This window comes from Planococcus halotolerans (assembly GCF_003289955.1).
Taxonomy (GTDB): Bacteria; Bacillota; Bacilli; order Bacillales_A; family Planococcaceae; genus Planococcus; species Planococcus halotolerans.
The window spans coordinates 1-17,234 of record NZ_QLZR01000006.1; the positions used below are offsets into that span (position 1 = coordinate 1).

The following is a 17,234-nucleotide window of genomic DNA, read 5'->3' on the forward strand; positions in this document are numbered from 1 at the left end:
CTGCACTGATCTCGGCCTTGCTTTTAAGTAAGGAAGAGGTAAAAACAAAACAAGATCCTATGATTATTGTAGGCGACAGGGGTACAGACGCATAAGAAAAGCCGGGGCGATAATATCGCTTCGGCTCTTTTCTTTGCTATCTGATTAGAAGTCCAATTCTACCAAGCTGTTCTGCTTTTTCCATCTGTGTAAAAGCGTGTTACTTTAAGAGATAACTTGCATCAATTTCGAGCTTTATTTTACGCATAACTTTTAAGAATCCAGCAACCTTTTATACTAGGATTTCTGGGTTCTTAATATTATGTGCAAGATTTATGCCAGCTACCGATAACCTCATGATATGTTAACTGATTACTAATCAACTTCGATATTCTAGTTAATCAAGAGGTGGTTTATTTAATATAACCGATTACTTTTCCTACAATAAATTCCCTGGGAATTGGGGAAATTGCGATGTTAACAGGGCTTCGCCACCAGTTATCTCCCGACAGGAGAAAGCTGGATTCCGGTACTGTAAACTCTGGCATTGAAAAGTCCGTCGTCTGTTCTGCAGACGAACCACCGGCCCAACGATACGCACTTCCGTAGAAGGTCTCCAGTTCTGCCTCATCAACGTATAGTTGACCTTCTTCTGCTTTTACTGTTTCACCAGGTAATGCGACCACTCGTACTACATGGCTTCCAGGATTTCCTTGGCTATATTCTGCTGCTTGATCTGCTGGAATATTGACCTGAACCAGATCTCCGCGTGAAACTTCATTGCTACTGTAGTAATTTGTGTCAACCACAACTTTTTCCGGAAACTGGCCATCCCTCTGCATCACATCGGTGAAGACTTCTACCTCTTTCATGTCTTCCCCTAGTTCATCCGTTAATAATGGCGGAATCTGGTAAGAATCTTCATCCTTAATACTTTCCGGTGCACAACCGACGAGTACGGAAATCAGTATGATGAGTACGATATAAAATTTCAACACTGAAAACACCTCCATTGGGAATCAGAAAGTATACTTTCCTTATGGTTTAAAGTGCCTTTTGGTAGCCGGCGCAATTCCCAGCATATAACTATCGTCACCGTCAACAGTAATATCAAATTTTAAATCTTCACCACTATGACTTTCCTGAAATTCTATTAATGCGTTATAAAGAATTTCAGAAGTACTAACTTCTGCTTCAACCATACCGTCATGAAGCCATGCACTAAACTTAATGATAAACTGACCATCTTCCTCTCGGGTTTCCAGAATTTCTGCATCTAAATGCGTGTGATTTGACTCCAAATCTTGAGACGGTATAGAGGCAGCAATTTCTTTTGAATCATTTGCAGTCGCTTCTGTTCCAGTCTCTTCTTGAGTTTGACTACAGCCAAAAAGTAGAACTATCAATAGAAATAAGATAATTAACCTTTTCATTTCATTCACTCCATTTCCTAATACTTTATTTAAGACAAAAATTGACTCAAGCCGCTTTTTTATCTTTTATCCATGCTTTGATAACCAGATATATCCATCACTACTTATTTCGCTGAACTTTCTTAAAATCCTTTTTCTCAGCTTACATCCCTATTGTGATAGCGTTCGCAAAAGTACACCTTTACGAACGCCCCAAAATCCCCTCTAAACCCACAAAAAGTGTGTTCGTAAATGTGCCAAAACACTTTACGAACGTTCGCCGCATACTATACACCTTTACGAACGATTTTCGACAAAGAAAAAAAAGCCCCGAAGGACTTTTTCTTTGTCTAGACTCCAGCACCCAACTCCTCGGGTCATAAGTCAGCTCGTGTCTAGTCTCCAGCGGCCAACTCCTCGGACTTAAGCTGCCCTTCCTGCACGGCGACATGCGCCGCTTCGGAAGTTCATCTTAAGTCTGTCGGAGCTGAACGGCCGTTTCCGCTTTTCGTGTCTGCGTGGCAAGGAACGCCACTTCGCTGATCTGTCTTATGCCTTTCGGAGCTAACCGGGTGCTTCCGCTTTTCTTAGTAGTACCAGCTGCCAACGATTGGATAGCTGAAGTGCTGATCGTTCAAGGCAGTGATGATGCCGAGGACCGGAATGATTATTCCAACCAGTCCCACTACGATAAGCAACGGGATGCCGATCAATACGAAAACGAGCAGACTCGAGATGAAAAGCAGTGCACCCATGACCACTTGGAACAGTAAAGCCTGGATGGATAGGCGTTTTACATCTTTGTCTTCAGAAATCAGAAATACGATAAACGGCACAAGGAACGGAGCAAAAAACGCACTGGCGTGGACAAGGACTTTCAATCCTTTGGTTTCCATTATTCATTACCTCCAGTAATGTTGTTTCTTATACTCCTTAATACGGATGACTGGCCGTGAGGTTTCATTATTATCAGCTGATCCGCAAAATAACTTTGCCGAATTGCTTGGCTTCTTTTAAATAATCGAATGCTTGCTGTGCTTCATCGAGTTCGAAGACTTTACCGACAATCGGATGCATCTTGTATTGATCAAGGTGATTGATCATTTCGCGCAATTCGTCGCGGCTTCCCATGGTCGAACCAAATAATTGATACTGGCCATAGAAGAATTTTCGCAGATTGAAATCGACGACGTCATCTGTTGTCGCACCAAAAATGACAATTCGGCCGCCTTTTTTCAGGACATCGAGTGTGCGGTTGAAAGTCGCAGCACCGACGCTGTCGATAGCCAGATCGACGGTTTCATTTTCTAATTCCTTAACCCAGTCACTGTCGGTCGCGATGGCCAGGTCCGCACCAATTTCTTTGGCATGGGCCAGCTTGTCTTCGCTTCTTGAGGTGACAATCACGCGAGCTCCGATATTTTTCGCAAACTGGATCAGAAACGTGGCAACACCGCTCCCCGCTCCCGGTATGAATAGCGTGTCACCCTTTTTGACTTCTCCTTTTGTAAACAAAGCACGGTAACCGGTCAAAGCCGGCAGCGCAAGACCACCCGCTTCTTCCCACGTAAGATGATGAGGTTTTTTCTCAACCTGTTCTGCAGATAATGCGATTTTTTCCGCAAATGTTCCGTGGTCGGGCATTCCAAGAATATCGAATTCCGGCGGCGGAGTATCACTATTCGTAAACCAGCGTAGCGCTGGATTGATGATGACTTCATCGCCGACTTCAACGTTCGACACACCTTCTCCCACCGCTTCCACAACACCTGCCCCATCCGATCCGATAATCAGCGGCTCTGGTTTATTGCCGTGGCGGTTCACCAGGTTCAAATCGCGGCGGTTGATCCCCGCGGTTTTTAAAGCGACGAGCACCTCACCTTTTTTCGCTTCCGGTTCCGGCATATCTGTTATTTTCAGTTCTCCTTGTTCAATCACAAATGCTTTCACGCTATTCCTCCTTGCTCAAAATTTTCGCTGAACATTTTCAACTGTTCCATGCTGATGATGTCCTGTGAAAATAACGGGATAAAAATCAGCTGTTGTTTCGGGAAGGTTTCCCGGATCAGTTCCATGTATTTCTTTTCATGCTTTTTGCGTTCCATCAAAAAGTCGCCATCCGCTTCTTCCGGCAGGACTTTATTGATGATCAGCGTTTTCACGTGCAAATGGTATTGATGCAGCAATTCCAGCGCTTTTTTCGTCTCCAAAATCGGCAGGCGTTCCGGATTCAATACGAAAATAAAACCGGTTTCTTCTTCATTCAATAAAATATCGCGCGCTTTTGAAAAACGTTCCTGGCGCTCGCGCAGCACATCGTAAATCGGGTCTTCACGCGGTTCCCCGTCATTCAACAGCGCAGAATAGTTTTCGTTCGTCTTGCGTCGCTTATCGAGCAGCCCTTCAATCCAGACTCCCATCAATTCCGGCAATGTCAGAAGACGGATCGTGTGGCCGGTCGGTGCTGTATCAAAAACCAGTTTATCGAAATTCTGGCGTTCTTCCAAAATGATATGGATCAATTTATCAAACAGTGCTGCTTCGTCGGCGCCGGGAGAAGCTTTCGCCGTATCAAGCTGACGGTTCACTTCTTCCATCATGCTCGTGTGAACGGTCCCTTTGATATTTTCTTTCACACCTTTGATGTATTTCTCCGTTTCGATTTCCGGATCAATTTCAAGTGCATAGAGATTTTTGGCGATTTCTTTCGTATTGCCCCCGATTTTCTGGTTGAATATATCCCCGACATTATGGGCGGGGTCTGTCGAAATCAGCAAAGTTTTAAAGCCGCTGTCAGCGGATTTCGAGGCAATAGCGGCGGCTGAAGTCGATTTCCCGACGCCGCCTTTGCCCCCGACAAAAATAATGCTTTTCGATAAAACGTCCATTCCTTTACCTCTTTTCATTGAAATTAGCAGCAGCGGATTCCGGAAAGCGGTGATTTTTCCATGCCCATGCGCAAATGCCAGTCATGAAATTCTTCTATCATATAAGGATACAGTTCAAGCGTGTAATAATAGGCGGGATTCGGAATCCCCAGCATTTCCGAGTAAAGCATCAGCAGAAATAAATCGTCTTCCGCCCGCAGTTCCCGAGCAATTTCCGTTTTATGCGGATGTTCCAAAACTGCTTCGTACCATTTGATCAGCCTTTTTAAGTTATCGGTAATCGGCATTTCTCATCACCTCTTTTTCAGTAAGAAATGTGTATGTAACTGGACAATAAAAATGGAAGGGATCACATATAGTATGATCCCTTCTCCATGATTATTCTATTTTTTCGTTCCCCAGCAATTTTGAATTATCTTTGCTTGCGAGAACCTGTATAGCTGTGATGATGATCCATAAGGCGAAGACAAAGATAATGGCTCCGAACACGAACAGCAGCATATTAGGCGCTGCAGCGTACCATGCCCATTGCAGGAACACCTGCTGGAACATTGCCCAAAGGGTCATAAACATCAGGAAAATCATTGGAACAATGGTGATTACGTAGCTTCGGCCAAGCTGTCTCAGCCAAATGGAGATGAGCAGCAAACTGATACCAGCCAATAGCTGATTCGAGGTACCGAATAACGGCCACAGCAGATATCCGCCGGATCCGAAACCGTTCGGTCCTTCCGGAATCAGCACAAGTGCCGCACTCGCTACAACTGCGATTGTTGTTGCCACATGTTTTTTCTCCAAAGACGGGATTTTGTACTCAACCCCAAGTTCCGAAATGATATAACGCATCAAGCGGACAGATGTATCAAGAGTTGTTGCCGCAAAGGATACAACGATGACAGATACGATCGTTGAAGCGACGGCTGCTGGGATCATCAGGCCTGTAGCCAGTTGTGTCGCTCCTAGGATAAATGAACCGAGACCCGATCCGCTTGAAGCAGCGAAACTGCTGTAAGTGGCCAAGAATGCATCACGGTCAGGGAATAATGTGATAACTGCAATGATTGAAATCAATGCCAGTATCCCTTCTCCGACTGCTCCCAGGTAACCGACGAAGCGGGCATCTGTTTCTTTATCCAGCTGTTTCGAAGAAGTACCGGAAGAAACGAGTCCGTGGAAACCGGAAATCGCACCACAGGCAATTGTGATGAACAGCAACGGGAACCAGGAAATATCCGCACCCGGATTCGTCATTGGTGCTGTAATTTCAGGATTCGTGAACAATAAGCCAAGATACAGAATTCCCAGACCAACGATCAATTGATGGGAGTTGATGAAATCGCGCGGCTGGAGCAATTTCCATACCGGCAACGTCGATGCAATGTAAACATAAATCATGAGAACGATAATCCAGATAAAGAACGCTGTGGAAATCGCGCCAAGACCGAATAACCCCGCTCCTTCTTCTCCGCCCATGTAACGGACAAGGTCAATTTGAAGGAATTCGTATTGACTTGAGAAAATGGCGGTACCATACATAATTGCGAGTGCGATTAAAGAAGGCACAAGCATTTTTGTGTTTCTCTTATAAACCGCATAACCGATCCAGATGGCAAGCGGAATTTGGATGAATACCGGAATGACACTTGCCGGGAAAGAAATGAACAAGTTTGCGATAACCCAGGCAAAGACGGCGTTAACCATCAGCACAAGAATTAAAATGATGAAAAGAAATAATACTTTGCCGCGCTGTCCGATTAAGCGATGAGCCAGCGTTCCGACAGACTGTCCTTTATTTCTTACGGAAAGGACAAGTGTACCGAAGTCATGTACCCCTGCAGCAAATACCGTTCCAAGGACAACCCATAACACAGCGGGCAGCCAGCCCCAGTATACGGCAATCGCAGGTCCGAGAATCGGGGCAGCCCCGGCTACGGATGTAAAATGATGTCCCCATAAGACAAATTTATTAGTTGGGACAAAGTCGACGCCATCTTTGTATTTGTGGGCCGGCGTCACGTAATTTGGATCCAGACGGAAAATCTTCTCTGCTACAAATTTAGAATAAAAGCGGTAACCTAAAGCAAAGATAAAAAGTCCAATGGCCGCGAGTGCAATAGCATTCAAATCTCTCAACTCCCTCTTCTTTATATATTGGACAAACGCTTTCACGCTTGCCCTTTAATCATAGGTCAATGAAACAATTTTGTAAATGTTCCGTCTATTTAAATTTCAGTTAATTATTAACACCTTTTTCATAAAGCTTCAGTTTTGTGTAAACCGTTTCAAGAACCGGGACTGCAACTTCCAGGTCTTTCGCTCTTTCCAACAGATATCCCTGCAAATGATCTGCTTCAATCGGCTGGGATTTCTCCGCATCACGCTGCATCGAAGACTTCATCCCTTCGCCCAGGCTGTTGATTTTCTCCAACAGCTTATTGGAAATCCCATGCTCGATAGGAGCTCCGAATTTCTTCATCACTTCTTCCAGTTCGTTCAGCAGCGCCGTAATGGTCCGTTGGCCGGATTCGAGTTCGCGGATGGGACCAATCGGTTCTTCAAATAAAGTCGTGATGCCCGACATCGTCGTGATGAACAAGTATTTATGCCACATCTCCTGGTTGATGTTATCGCTCAGGATAAATTCAGCTTTTGTGCTTTCGAAAGATTGTTTCAAGCGTTCGATCCTGTCGCTTTGCTCACCGCTCCGTTCTCCGTAAACCAGTTGATTCAACGGACTGGTCTGGACAATCGTCCCATTTTCACCAAGAGTCGCTTCCACAAAGCACAGACCGCCAATGACCGACTGTTCACCGAAAGCTTCGACCAATTGATCGATGTGGGATATGCCGTTCAGCAGCGGCAGCACCATCGTCTCATCTCCGACAAACGAGCGCACATCTTCAATAGCTCCTGCCAGCTGGTAGGACTTCGTTGACAGCAGCACCACGTCATAGGCTTCAGGTTCGCTGTTTTTGGTAATCAATTTTGGGTTGAGGATGCAGTCGCCATTCGCGCTTTCTATCTTCAACCCGGTTGTTTCGAGCTCTTCCTTTCGTCTGTCACGCACCAAAAATGTAACGTCTTCCCCTTTTTCAAGAAGGCGGCCACCGAAATAGCCGCCAATCGCACCGGCACCGACAATGAGTATTTTCATTATTATTACCTCCTTTAAAATTATGCACACAAACTCTCACCTATAGTAAGAGATGAGAGTTTTATTGTGTGTTTTATGGCTTGAGGACCAGTTTTCCAATTGTCTTACGGCTCTGCAGCAGGCGATGAACGTCAGCCGCATCAGCGAGCGGATAGCTTCCGCCGATGGTGAGCTTCAGCTGGCCACTTGACATATAACTAAGCAACTCTTGTAAACTCTTTTGGAATAGTTCCGGTTTACGCATGATCTGCGGCAGGAAAAAGCCGATGACCGATTGGTTTTTTCTCATCAATTGGCCTGGATGAAATTGCGCCTGTTCTCCGCTGGCAGCGCCAAAAATGACGAGGCGGCCGAATGGCGCCAGGCATTTCAAAGTTTTATTGAAAACTTCACCGCCGACCATTTCAAGTGCCAGATCGACCCCTTTGTTATCAGTGATGCTTTTCACTTCTTCGACCCAATTCTCTTTTGTGTAATCGACGAGATGTGTCGCGCCTAACGCTTTTGCGTGTTCCAGCTTTTCCGCTGAACTGGCGGTGGCGATGATTTTTCCTGCACCGAATAATTTCGCGAGTTGAACGGCAATCGCCCCGACGCCGCCTGCTGCCGCGTGAATCAACACTGTTTCGCCTTTTTCAAGCCGGCCCATCGTTGTCAAGACATGATAGGCACTCAGCCCCTGCAGCGGCAATGCCACCGCCTGTTCAAAATCCACTTCGTCCGGAATCGGGATGAGTGTATTCGCATCGATTACCACATAATCAGCGTATGCGCCGGATTCGATCAACGCCGACACACGCATACCTACTTCGAACCTTTTGACCTTGCTGCCGGTTGCCGTAATTACACCTGCTGCTTCTGAGCCGGGAATGTATGGCAACGGAGTCGGCACCACATATTGCCCTTCACGGCGTGCTGTATCCGCATAATTGACGCCAATGGCTTTTACTTCAACCAGCACTTCGTTGTCACCGGGCTCCGGACGTTCTTCTTCTATATATTGGAGAACCTCTGGTCCGCCGTATTGTTCAAATTTGATCACTTTCATCTTTTTATCCCCCTCAACTAATATACTGTTCGGCTTCCAGAACAGCTGCCGCTATGTGCCGTTTGGTCGCATTGCTTTGTTCCGCATGAAGGCGACTGAGTTCATTGCTGACAAGGGCCATGCTGTCTTTTAATGCGCGGCCGCTTGAAATTCCCTGCATCATTTTTCGCGCAGACATTTCCACCTTCAGCAGCGCTTCGTCGAGCAATGCTTTAGTCAGTTCGATTTTCAACGTTTCTTTTTCATCCCCATTTTTGGCAAGCGCCTTTTGGGTTCGCAGCACGGCGGATTCTGCCGCGTACAGCTGGATGCCGATGTCGGCAAGTTTCATCAATGTTTCCTGCTGTTCCACCAATTTTTCTCCAAAAGTCTCAAAAGCCATGCCTGCAGCCAACAGGAAAACGCGGCGGATGGCATGAACTGCCTCTATTTCCCGGGAAATAATGCCGATTGATCCGACTTTCGGGTTGTTCATTTCGGCGACTGCCTGCGCGATATACTCCCCTAACGGCAGAGTTCCTTTGCCTGCCTGTTTCAGTAATCCACCTGGTATCAATAAGCGATTCACTTCGTTGGTGCCTTCAAAAATGCGGTTGATCCGTGAATCTCGGTACATTTGCTCCACTTTGTATTCTTTGATATAGCCGTAGCCTCCGTGCAGCTGCAGCGCTTCATCCGCTACAAAGTCGAGCGTTTCAGAACCATGCACTTTACAGACCGCGCATTCAGTGGCATATTCCATCAGGCGTTTCGCGATCAGGGCATGGTCTTCACTGTCATAAAGCCCGCCAAGTGCGTCTTCCAGATAACCGGCGGTGCGGTACTGCAGCGATTCCGATTCGAAGATGCGGACTGCCATCAACGCCAATTTCTCCTGTGTTGCCGGAAACTCTGATATCGCCTTGCCGAATTGCTTCCGTTCTTTCGTATAAGCAGCTGCCAGATGCAGTCCATATTTTGCGGCGCCCATACAGGCAGACCCCAAATTGAAGCGGCCGAGATTCAGGACGTTCAAAGCGATGATATGCCCTTTGCCGACTGTACCCAGCAGGTTTTCCACCGGTACTTCACAATTATCGAAGCTCACTGTGCGCGTAGAAGAACCTTTGATGCCCATCTTCGCTTCTTCTGCGCCAAGGGAAAGCCCCGGGAAATCCTTTTCTACGATAAAAGCGGTAAATGCAGTGCCGTCGACTTTTGCATAAACGATGAACGTATCCGAAAATGCCGCGTTGGTGATGAACATTTTACTGCCATTCAGTAAATAATGTGTACCTGCCTCGTTTAGGACCGCTGTCGTCCGGGCAGAAAGCGCATCAGATCCCGCTTCCGGTTCTGTCAGGCAATAAGCCCCGATAAATTCACCAGATGCCAGTTTCGGCAAATAATATTCTTTCTGCGCCGGTGTGCCGAAATATGTGATTGGCAGCGTAGCGATGCAGGTATGGTTCGAATGGGCGACGCCGTAGCCCCCAGCTGATCCAAGGTTCTCGCCGACAATGCCTTTACTGATTTTGTCGAGGCCCAGTCCGCCGTATTTTTCCGGTACACTATGCGCCAGTAAACCGAGTTCTCCCGCTTTTTGCATGAGTTCCCTCACCAGTTTGAAATCCTGTTGCTCAATCTTTTCGTTATTCGGGCGGATTTCCTTTTCCAAAAACCTTTTGGCCGTTTTGCCGATCAGCAGATGCTCGTCACTCACGTCTTCGGGTGTAAATACCGCTTCCACACCTGAAGGCTGGTAAAGGAAACTAGCGCCTGGATAATTCAATGTTTCATTGGTCATTCACTACCGCCTCCTTCACTAGATGTTTTTCAAGCACGCTGCGAAGATGATCCGGAATCTTTTCGGATTTCTGCGCTTTGAAGTCATAATACACGGCGCTTGCCTCCCCTGTTGCAATCAACTCGCCATTTTCCGCGTCTTCAATCCGGTGGACAATCGTAAAACTCGACCGGCCGATTTTCTGGACTTCAGAAACCACTTTCAATTTTTGATTGTAATATCCCTGCCGCACAAAATCGCATTTAGCGGAAGCCATAATGACTTTCCAATCCTCCAAGTCTGCCCCAAAGCCTATTTCAACAAAAAAGTCGGTACGCGCTTCCTCCAGATAGATAAAATAACTGATGTTGCTGATATGCCCAAGTGCATCGGTTTCGCAAAAACGCACTTTTACGTTCGTTTCGTAAGCCATTTCTCCACCTCATCCTTCGTTCCGTGTATTGATGCCATCCAAAACGATGCTGCTGTATTGTTCTGCAAGTTCAGCCGCCGTCAGTTCGCCGGCTGTATTGAACCACTGATAAGTCCAGTTGGTCATACCCAATATTGCCAGCGCCGTCATATCCGGCTGCAATTGCTTTCGGAATTCACCGTTTTCTGCCCCCTGCCGAATAACTTCTTCTATAGAAAGGCGAAATTGTTCACGTCTTTTTTTGATTTCCGTTGCGTTGTCATACGTGAGATGGCGCATTTCGCGGAAAAATACTTTGCCGCTGTCCCCGTTTCTCGCGATATCGGAAATCAGCAAGTGAATGATTCCTTTCAGCTTGGACTTTTGGCTTTCGCCGCTGTCGATGATTTTCTGCTGACGCTGCAGCAGATCATCGATATACTCTTTATGAATATCCATCAACAACTGTTCTTTGCTGCTGTAATAATAGTAAAACGTACCTTTTGTGACGTTCAGTGCTTCGACGATATCCTGAATCGACGTTTCGCTGAAGCCTTTTTTCTCGAAAAAGATGATACTCTGTTCTTTGATCCTGTCTTTCATTGCCTTACCTCACATTCTTTAAAGGGCGTGCATGCCTCCATCAACGATGACGACATCCCCCGTAATATAATCGGATGCTTTAGAAGCCAGGAACAAGGCGGCTCCTTTTAAATCTTCATCGGTGCCGAAGCGGTTCAACGGCGTCTGCTTCAAAAATTGCTCCTTGCCCCGTTCGATCAGGACCTCCGACATTTTCGTCGGGAAAAATCCCGGTGCAATCGCGTTGACATTTATATTGTGCTGGCCCCATTTTGCTGCCAGATCCTTTGTAAACGTGATAACCGCACCTTTGCTCGTGTTATAGCCGATGGTATTCATCAACTCCGGATCGATGCCGCCAAGTCCTGCGACAGAAGAAATATTGATGATTTTCCCGCTCTTTTGTTTGATCATCACTTGTCCTGCTGCCCGGCTCATCAGGAATGTCCCTGTAACGTTAACGTTCATCACTTTCTGCCAGGCTTCGAGCGGCATTTCTTCCGCCAGCGCGCCCCATGTCGCTCCTGAATTATTCACCAGAATATCGACCGATCCGAATTCTTCTACGGTTTTCCGGATGACGTCTTCAACTTCCTGTTCATTTGTAACATCACATTTCAATGCGAGCGCTTTGACGCCAAGCCCTTTTAACAGCTCAGCCGTTTCCTCGCATGCTTCCAGTTTTCTTGAACAAACTACAACGTTTGCCCCTGCTTCCGCGAATCCCTGCGCGATTTGGGCACCAAGACCACGTCCTCCGCCGGTAACGATTGCGGTTTTTCCTTCTAACTTAAATAAATCCATAACATGCATGCAAAGTCCCCTCCAGTCATTTTGTTTTCTAACATACCTACCAGTTGGTATGTTCAGAATACTTAAACATTATTCTACCTTTGCGGCACCACTATTGCAATAAAGATTAGAAGATTGTTTGAACATACAAAGCCCCGGTGATTGTTTAATCACCGGGGCACTAAAATTATTTATCATCACTATTTTTCTTCTTCTCGTCACTTTCCTGGCGCTGTTCTTCTCCAGCTTTATCCGCTTCTTTAAAATCTTCGTTGTAATGTACTTCCTGAGCTTTCTTTAATCCGTTATTGTCATCTGTCAATCTTTCGTGAGGCTGCTTGTTGTCTGCCATCTTAATCCTCTCCTTTGTTCGTAGATGAATTTTTGGTTATACCATTCTTTTCCCCGCGTGTACGCAATTAAACGTCTAATCGGGCAGGCAGGTCCGAAGTTCCAGCAGGTCGATATTTCCGCCTGAGAGGACGACAGCGATTTTTTCGTCTTGCTTCCCCGCTTTGCCTGTGAGGACGGCGGCGATGGCCGTAGCTGCTGAAGGTTCAATAAGTTGTTTGGTGCGTTCGATGAAAAATTGCATAGCGTATTTTATTTCTTCTTCTGTTACAAGTACGATGCCATCTATATATTTTTGCAGAATAGGAAAAGTCAGTCCGCCGGGTTGTGAGGTGCGCAGACCGTCCGCGATGGACTGGGTGCCGGACACTGCTGTGATCTTTCCAGTTTCGAGTGAAAGAAAAGTATCGTTGCCGCTTTCCGGCTCGACTCCGATGATTCTGACGTCCGGCTTGCTTTCTTTTACGGCCGTCAAAATCCCGCTGATCAATCCACCGCCGCCCACCGGCACTACGATGACATCGACATCCGGCAATTGCTCGAGGATTTCGAGGCCGACTGTGCCTTGTCCTGCAATGATATTCGGATGGTCATAAGGCGGGATATAGACGCCGCCGTTTTCTTCCGCCAATTCCTTTGCGCGTGGTATACGGTCGGCGGATGTGAAACCACAATATTCCACTTTTCCGCCATACGCCTCGATTGCCGCCACTTTTGCGCGGTTTGCGTCTTCTGGAACCACTATTACAGCCGGAATCCCAAGCTTCCCGGCGATAAAAGCGACAGCCTGTCCGTGATTTCCGGATGATGCCGCCGTGATAAACTTTGCTCCTTCCTGCACCGCCTGTTTTACCGCGTTCGCAGCTCCCCTGATTTTAAACGAGCCTGTTTTTTGCATATGCTCTGCTTTCAGGAAAATTTTCCTGCCGGCTTGTGCGTTCAGCAATTCCGACTCCAGCAGCGGCGTCTTATGGATAATATCTTTAATTTCTTCTCGAGCATTTTCGATATCACGTAAATTGACCATCCGCTCCACTCCTTTATGAAGGAAATTTTACCACAATCCGACTGATTATTCTGTCAACAACCAATCCAATTTGCTCTGAGTATTAAAGGAAGTGGGAGTACGGTAAACTGAGACTATGAAAATTTAACAATTGCGAGGTGAGGATTTTGTTGAAACGATTGGTGGTCACCGGGTATAAACAGCACGAGCTGGGGATTTTCGACGATAAAAATCCGGGCGTCCGTTTTATAAAGAAAGCGCTGGAAAACCGCTTTCGCGCATTAATTGATGAAGGCTTGGAGTGGATTCTGGTCAGTGGTCAGCTGGGAGTGGAGACATGGGCTGCAGAAGTCGCCATTGAGATGAAGGAGGAATTTCCTCACTTGAAATTCGCGCTTCTCACACCCTTTTTAGAACAGGAAAACAAATGGAATGAAGCAAACCAGGAAAAATATAAAGAAATCGTTCGCCAGGCGGATTTCCATCGAAGCCTGACGAACCGCCCCTACGAAGCTCCGTGGCAATTTATCGAAAAGAATAAATTTTTCCTGCGAAATTCTGATGGCATCCTGATTATGTACGACGAAGAGACGGACGGCTCGCCGAAATTCATTAAAAAAGAAGCAGAGCAATACGCCGAAAGGAATGATTATCAGGTCATGCTCATCACAGCCGACGATTTGCGGGTGGTTACGGAAGAAGAGCAATACGACAGCTGGGAATAAATCCGGAAATCTCCTGTGCATATTTCAATACCGACAGGGTATGGAGAAAGGAGATACTAATTTCGGAGGTGCAGCAAAATGGAAGAACCGACAAATGCAATAATCCAATCTTCACTCGATGCGCTGATGCAAGATGAAAGTTTTTTGCCGGAACTGACTGAAAACATGCGGCAACAAGCTTTCACTTCACTCAGTGCCATCCTCTCAACACCGAACAAAGTCCATAAATCCTATTTGCGTGTTCCATTGGATAATGGAAAAGTTGTGCGCATCCCATCATTCCGGGTACAGCATAACGATGCACTCGGGCCTTATAAAGGCGGGATCCGTTTCCACGAAAGTGTCAACGAAGACGAAGTCATGAACCTGGCTTTCCTGATGACATTAAAGAATGCCTTGCATAATGTGCCGTTCGGCGGAGGCAAAGGCGGGATCGTCATCAACCCGCGTACTTATTCCGAGAAGGAGTTAAATACGATTTCCCGAAAATACGTCCGTTATTTTGCGGATGTCATCGGACCGGATAAAGATATTCCGGCACCGGATGTTGGTTCCGGAGAACGGGAAATGGACTGGATGATGGCGGAATACAAGAAAATCCATCACGGTACCCCTTATCTGGGCAGTTTCACCGGTAAATCGGTGGTAAACGGCGGCTCAAAAGGAAGACGTGAAGCGACCGGGAAAGGCGTTTATTTTTCATTCCGTTATATGATCCATGATTTCCTGAAGGAAAAAGAAGAATTATTGTCATCAACGGACAATGTCTTCGCCAGAACCACATTGGATATGGCGCACCGTCCACTGAAAGTGGCCGTGCAAGGCTTCGGTAACGTTGGTTCCGTAACGGCGCATGAGGCCTATAAATGTCCATTGGTCGACAACACCGTCGTGGCTGTCAGTGACCGCAACGTAACTTTATATAATGAAGAAGGACTAAATATCCCGGCGTTGATCGCATTCTCAGCGAAAAATAAAGGAGATCTTCCGACAACAGAGGAGCAACTAGCGGAAGCCGGCGCAAAAGCAGAAATCCGCGGACGCGATGAGCTTCTTACACTGGATGTGGAAGTGTTATTCCTAGCGGCGCTGGAGAACCAGCTGCACGAAGGCAATATGGAAGACATTAAAGCTCGGATTATTGTTGAAGGTGCAAACGCGCCGACAACAGAAGAAGCTGATAATTACCTTAGCGATAAAGGTGTCGTCATCATCCCGGATATCCTGGCGAATGCCGGCGGGGTTATCGTGTCGTATTTCGAGTGGCTCCAAGGCCGCGAAACCCAGTACGATTCAGAAGACGAAATCTACCAAAAACTTGTCGCCCAAATGAAGAAAACTTTCGATATGATCCTGCCGCAGTTCTACGGAGATCCATTCCCGCTCCGCCAAAATTGTTACATCCATGCGGTGTCTCGATTATCTAAAGTTCTTTATAAGCAAGGGAAGTTATATTGAACAGAAAAGCGACGGTGCCCGTTAAGCTCTGAAAGGCAAGAGATGAGCCAAATGTAATTTGGCTCATCTCTTTGCGACGAAGCTAGCGCAGCGATGCAGGAGCAATAAGGGTTTGGACGATTTGGCGAAGCGGCTTGTTTTCAGCCGCATAGCCTCGAAAAGCGGAAGTGCCTGTTCAGCTCTGACAGGTATAAGGCGAATCAGCGCAGTGGCGCTCTTTGCCGCATAGCTGGTTTGCCTTATATCCCGAAGAGCTAGGCACTGGAGACTAGACACGAAGTGGCTTATGACCCGAAGAGCTGGGCAAGCGGAGTCTAGACAATAAGAAAAGCGAAAGCGCCCATTAGCATTAAAAAAGCTGAAGTCCACAAGGGCTTCAGCTTTTTTTAGGTGTTTCTTTCGATTTTTTCGCTTTTCGCCCGCGAAAAGCATCCATTTGTCTCTTATCTTTGGCTTTTTGATCAAATTAACTCTCTAATTTTCTCTTGACCAGCTTCTTTTACTGCTTTTTCTAATCTTGGAAAGCAGCATAATATCGTTTATCGACGTTCAGGAAATTATATCAACGCTCAGGAGATTATATCGACGTTCAGTGAATTATATCTACGTTCAGGAGATTATATCAACGCTCAGTGAATTATATCAACGTTCGCCCGGATTTGCTTCCACCCTCTCACTGTTTTAGAGCAATCAGCTGGAGTGAACCCACCAATCAACTTTCTTTTTGCTTTTCCCCTTCTCTCCGCATATACGAAATAGCGTATGCCGGGTTACGGAAATGCAGGATGGGATCATCCGTGCATTCGACGCCTTCTGCCAGGATAGTTGGATCATACAGCAACCCTTCCGCTTCGTCAGTCTTTTCTGTTAGCACTATGCGCCCGAGTTCGACTTTCTTTCTATCCTCAGCCCAGTCTTTCGTTGGGTCATCTACAGGATCATCTGTATCTCCAATCACCGCTATCAGACGGAAAGCCGTTTCACCTCGAATTACGCGTTCTTCCAGCTCTTTCTCAAAATCCCCTTTTTTCACGGACGCAGCCTCCACTGGATTCAACGACTCCACGCCCGCTTCCGGATGCCACTGGAATTTGACGGGTATGCGCTGGCCAGTGCCGTTAACCAGGTAAAATGCGTGAATGGAATGGTAGAGACCGGTCGCGAAACTAGCCGGACTCTGCATTTTCCGGATGATGCGGATTGCTGCTCGGCTTTCGGGATATTTGATGAACAATTTGATGAGATCCCGCAGCCGGGGTTTGCCCTTTTTAAACGATTTCGCGATATCCAGCATTTCCGTAAACACTTCCGGAGTGCGCGAAAAGAATATCGGAGACGTAACGCCGACGCTGTTCATTACTTGGCCATCCGGCAACTGGAATTGCACAGCCATTCCTTTTACCGGTGATAAATTATCCGTCCAAAATGGATCTGGAGAACTGTGCGAAAATCGCACCACAGCTTTGGTCGTCCCTTCCCGGAGATGGCGCGCGACGGTCCAATTCTTCCCTTCGCCGTTTGCTGTGAATACGGCTTTATATCCCGTCCCTCTTGAATGCGCGCGTCTATAGGTTTTATGTTCCCCAAACACTTTCTCGATTTTATTGACTGCGGTTTCCGCAAGCTTTTCCTTCGCCATCCAATCACCTCGTCCTGCTGTAT

The 17,234-nt window shown here is 46.7% G+C and carries 18 protein-coding genes; 2 read left to right on the forward strand and 16 right to left on the reverse strand.

What is annotated here, in order from left to right; all coding sequences use genetic code 11:
* Window positions 1–392: 392 nt before the first annotated feature.
* The 15 genes from DP120_RS13405 to DP120_RS13475 all read right to left on the reverse strand — a co-directional run bounded on the left by DP120_RS13405 (window position 393) and on the right by DP120_RS13475 (window position 13,410).
* Window positions 393–992 (reverse strand): S26 family signal peptidase, encoded by a 600-nt coding sequence (locus tag DP120_RS13405; RefSeq protein WP_205854552.1) that lies wholly within the window; start codon window positions 990–992, stop codon window positions 393–395.
* 24 nt (window positions 993–1,016) lie between these two features.
* Complete coding sequence (locus DP120_RS13410; RefSeq protein WP_165843806.1) at window positions 1,017–1,421, reverse strand: hypothetical protein; 405 nt, start codon at window positions 1,419–1,421, stop codon at window positions 1,017–1,019.
* 557 nt (window positions 1,422–1,978) lie between these two features.
* A complete protein-coding gene (locus tag DP120_RS13415; RefSeq protein WP_112224186.1) occupies window positions 1,979–2,287 on the reverse strand; it encodes a DUF4870 domain-containing protein in 309 nt (102 codons plus the stop codon).
* 73 nt (window positions 2,288–2,360) lie between these two features.
* Window positions 2,361–3,341: a zinc-binding dehydrogenase gene (locus DP120_RS13420; RefSeq protein ID WP_112224187.1), complete on the reverse strand. Its 981-nt coding sequence runs from the start codon at window positions 3,339–3,341 to the stop codon at window positions 2,361–2,363.
* Window positions 3,338–4,279 carry an ArsA family ATPase gene (locus DP120_RS13425; protein ID WP_112224188.1) on the reverse strand — a complete coding sequence of 314 codons (942 nt, stop codon included), beginning with the start codon at window positions 4,277–4,279 and terminating at the stop codon, window positions 3,338–3,340. Before DP120_RS13425 ends, DP120_RS13420 begins: the two co-directional genes overlap by 4 nt.
* A gap of 23 nt (window positions 4,280–4,302) precedes the next feature.
* A complete protein-coding gene (locus DP120_RS13430) occupies window positions 4,303–4,566 on the reverse strand; it encodes a cory-CC-star protein (RefSeq protein WP_071152079.1) in 264 nt (87 codons plus the stop codon).
* 91 nt (window positions 4,567–4,657) lie between these two features.
* On the reverse strand, window positions 4,658–6,403 hold the full coding sequence (locus DP120_RS13435) for a carbon starvation CstA family protein (RefSeq protein ID WP_112224189.1): 1,746 nt from the start codon (window positions 6,401–6,403) through the stop codon (window positions 4,658–4,660).
* Window positions 6,404–6,512: 109 nt separating this feature from the next.
* Window positions 6,513–7,433, reverse strand: a complete 921-nt coding sequence (locus tag DP120_RS13440) for a ketopantoate reductase family protein (protein ID WP_112224190.1) — start codon at window positions 7,431–7,433, stop codon at window positions 6,513–6,515.
* 73 nt (window positions 7,434–7,506) lie between these two features.
* Window positions 7,507–8,481 (reverse strand): quinone oxidoreductase family protein, encoded by a 975-nt coding sequence (locus tag DP120_RS13445; RefSeq protein ID WP_112224191.1) that lies wholly within the window; start codon window positions 8,479–8,481, stop codon window positions 7,507–7,509.
* A gap of 13 nt (window positions 8,482–8,494) precedes the next feature.
* Complete coding sequence (locus DP120_RS13450) at window positions 8,495–10,267, reverse strand: acyl-CoA dehydrogenase family protein (RefSeq protein WP_112224192.1); 1,773 nt, start codon at window positions 10,265–10,267, stop codon at window positions 8,495–8,497.
* Window positions 10,257–10,679, reverse strand: a complete 423-nt coding sequence (locus tag DP120_RS13455; RefSeq protein WP_112224193.1) for an acyl-CoA thioesterase — start codon at window positions 10,677–10,679, stop codon at window positions 10,257–10,259. The genes DP120_RS13450 and DP120_RS13455 overlap by 11 nt, the downstream gene beginning before the upstream one ends.
* 9 nt (window positions 10,680–10,688) lie before the next feature.
* Window positions 10,689–11,261 carry a TetR/AcrR family transcriptional regulator gene (locus DP120_RS13460; RefSeq protein ID WP_112224194.1) on the reverse strand — a complete coding sequence of 191 codons (573 nt, stop codon included), beginning with the start codon at window positions 11,259–11,261 and terminating at the stop codon, window positions 10,689–10,691.
* An 18-nt stretch (window positions 11,262–11,279) separates the two neighbouring features.
* Window positions 11,280–12,053 carry an SDR family oxidoreductase gene (locus tag DP120_RS13465; protein ID WP_112224195.1) on the reverse strand — a complete coding sequence of 258 codons (774 nt, stop codon included), beginning with the start codon at window positions 12,051–12,053 and terminating at the stop codon, window positions 11,280–11,282.
* A 166-nt stretch (window positions 12,054–12,219) separates the two neighbouring features.
* Window positions 12,220–12,384: a YfhE family protein gene (locus tag DP120_RS13470; protein WP_112224196.1), complete on the reverse strand. Its 165-nt coding sequence runs from the start codon at window positions 12,382–12,384 to the stop codon at window positions 12,220–12,222.
* A 75-nt stretch (window positions 12,385–12,459) separates the two neighbouring features.
* On the reverse strand, window positions 12,460–13,410 hold the full coding sequence (locus tag DP120_RS13475) for a threonine ammonia-lyase (RefSeq protein WP_112224197.1): 951 nt from the start codon (window positions 13,408–13,410) through the stop codon (window positions 12,460–12,462).
* A gap of 146 nt (window positions 13,411–13,556) precedes the next feature.
* Here DP120_RS13475 and DP120_RS13480 point away from each other — a divergent pair, with 146 nt between their 5' ends.
* The gene (locus tag DP120_RS13480; protein WP_112224198.1) at window positions 13,557–14,114 is read left to right on the forward strand and encodes an SLOG family protein; all 558 of its coding nucleotides are present in this window, start codon (window positions 13,557–13,559) and stop codon (window positions 14,112–14,114) included.
* Between the two features lie 78 nt (window positions 14,115–14,192).
* Complete coding sequence (locus tag DP120_RS13485; RefSeq protein ID WP_112224199.1) at window positions 14,193–15,572, forward strand: Glu/Leu/Phe/Val family dehydrogenase; 1,380 nt, start codon at window positions 14,193–14,195, stop codon at window positions 15,570–15,572.
* A 712-nt stretch (window positions 15,573–16,284) separates the two neighbouring features.
* Here DP120_RS13485 and DP120_RS13495 read toward each other — a convergent pair.
* Window positions 16,285–17,211: a catalase gene (locus DP120_RS13495; RefSeq protein ID WP_112224201.1), complete on the reverse strand. Its 927-nt coding sequence runs from the start codon at window positions 17,209–17,211 to the stop codon at window positions 16,285–16,287.
* Between the last annotated feature and the right edge of the window lie 23 nt (window positions 17,212–17,234).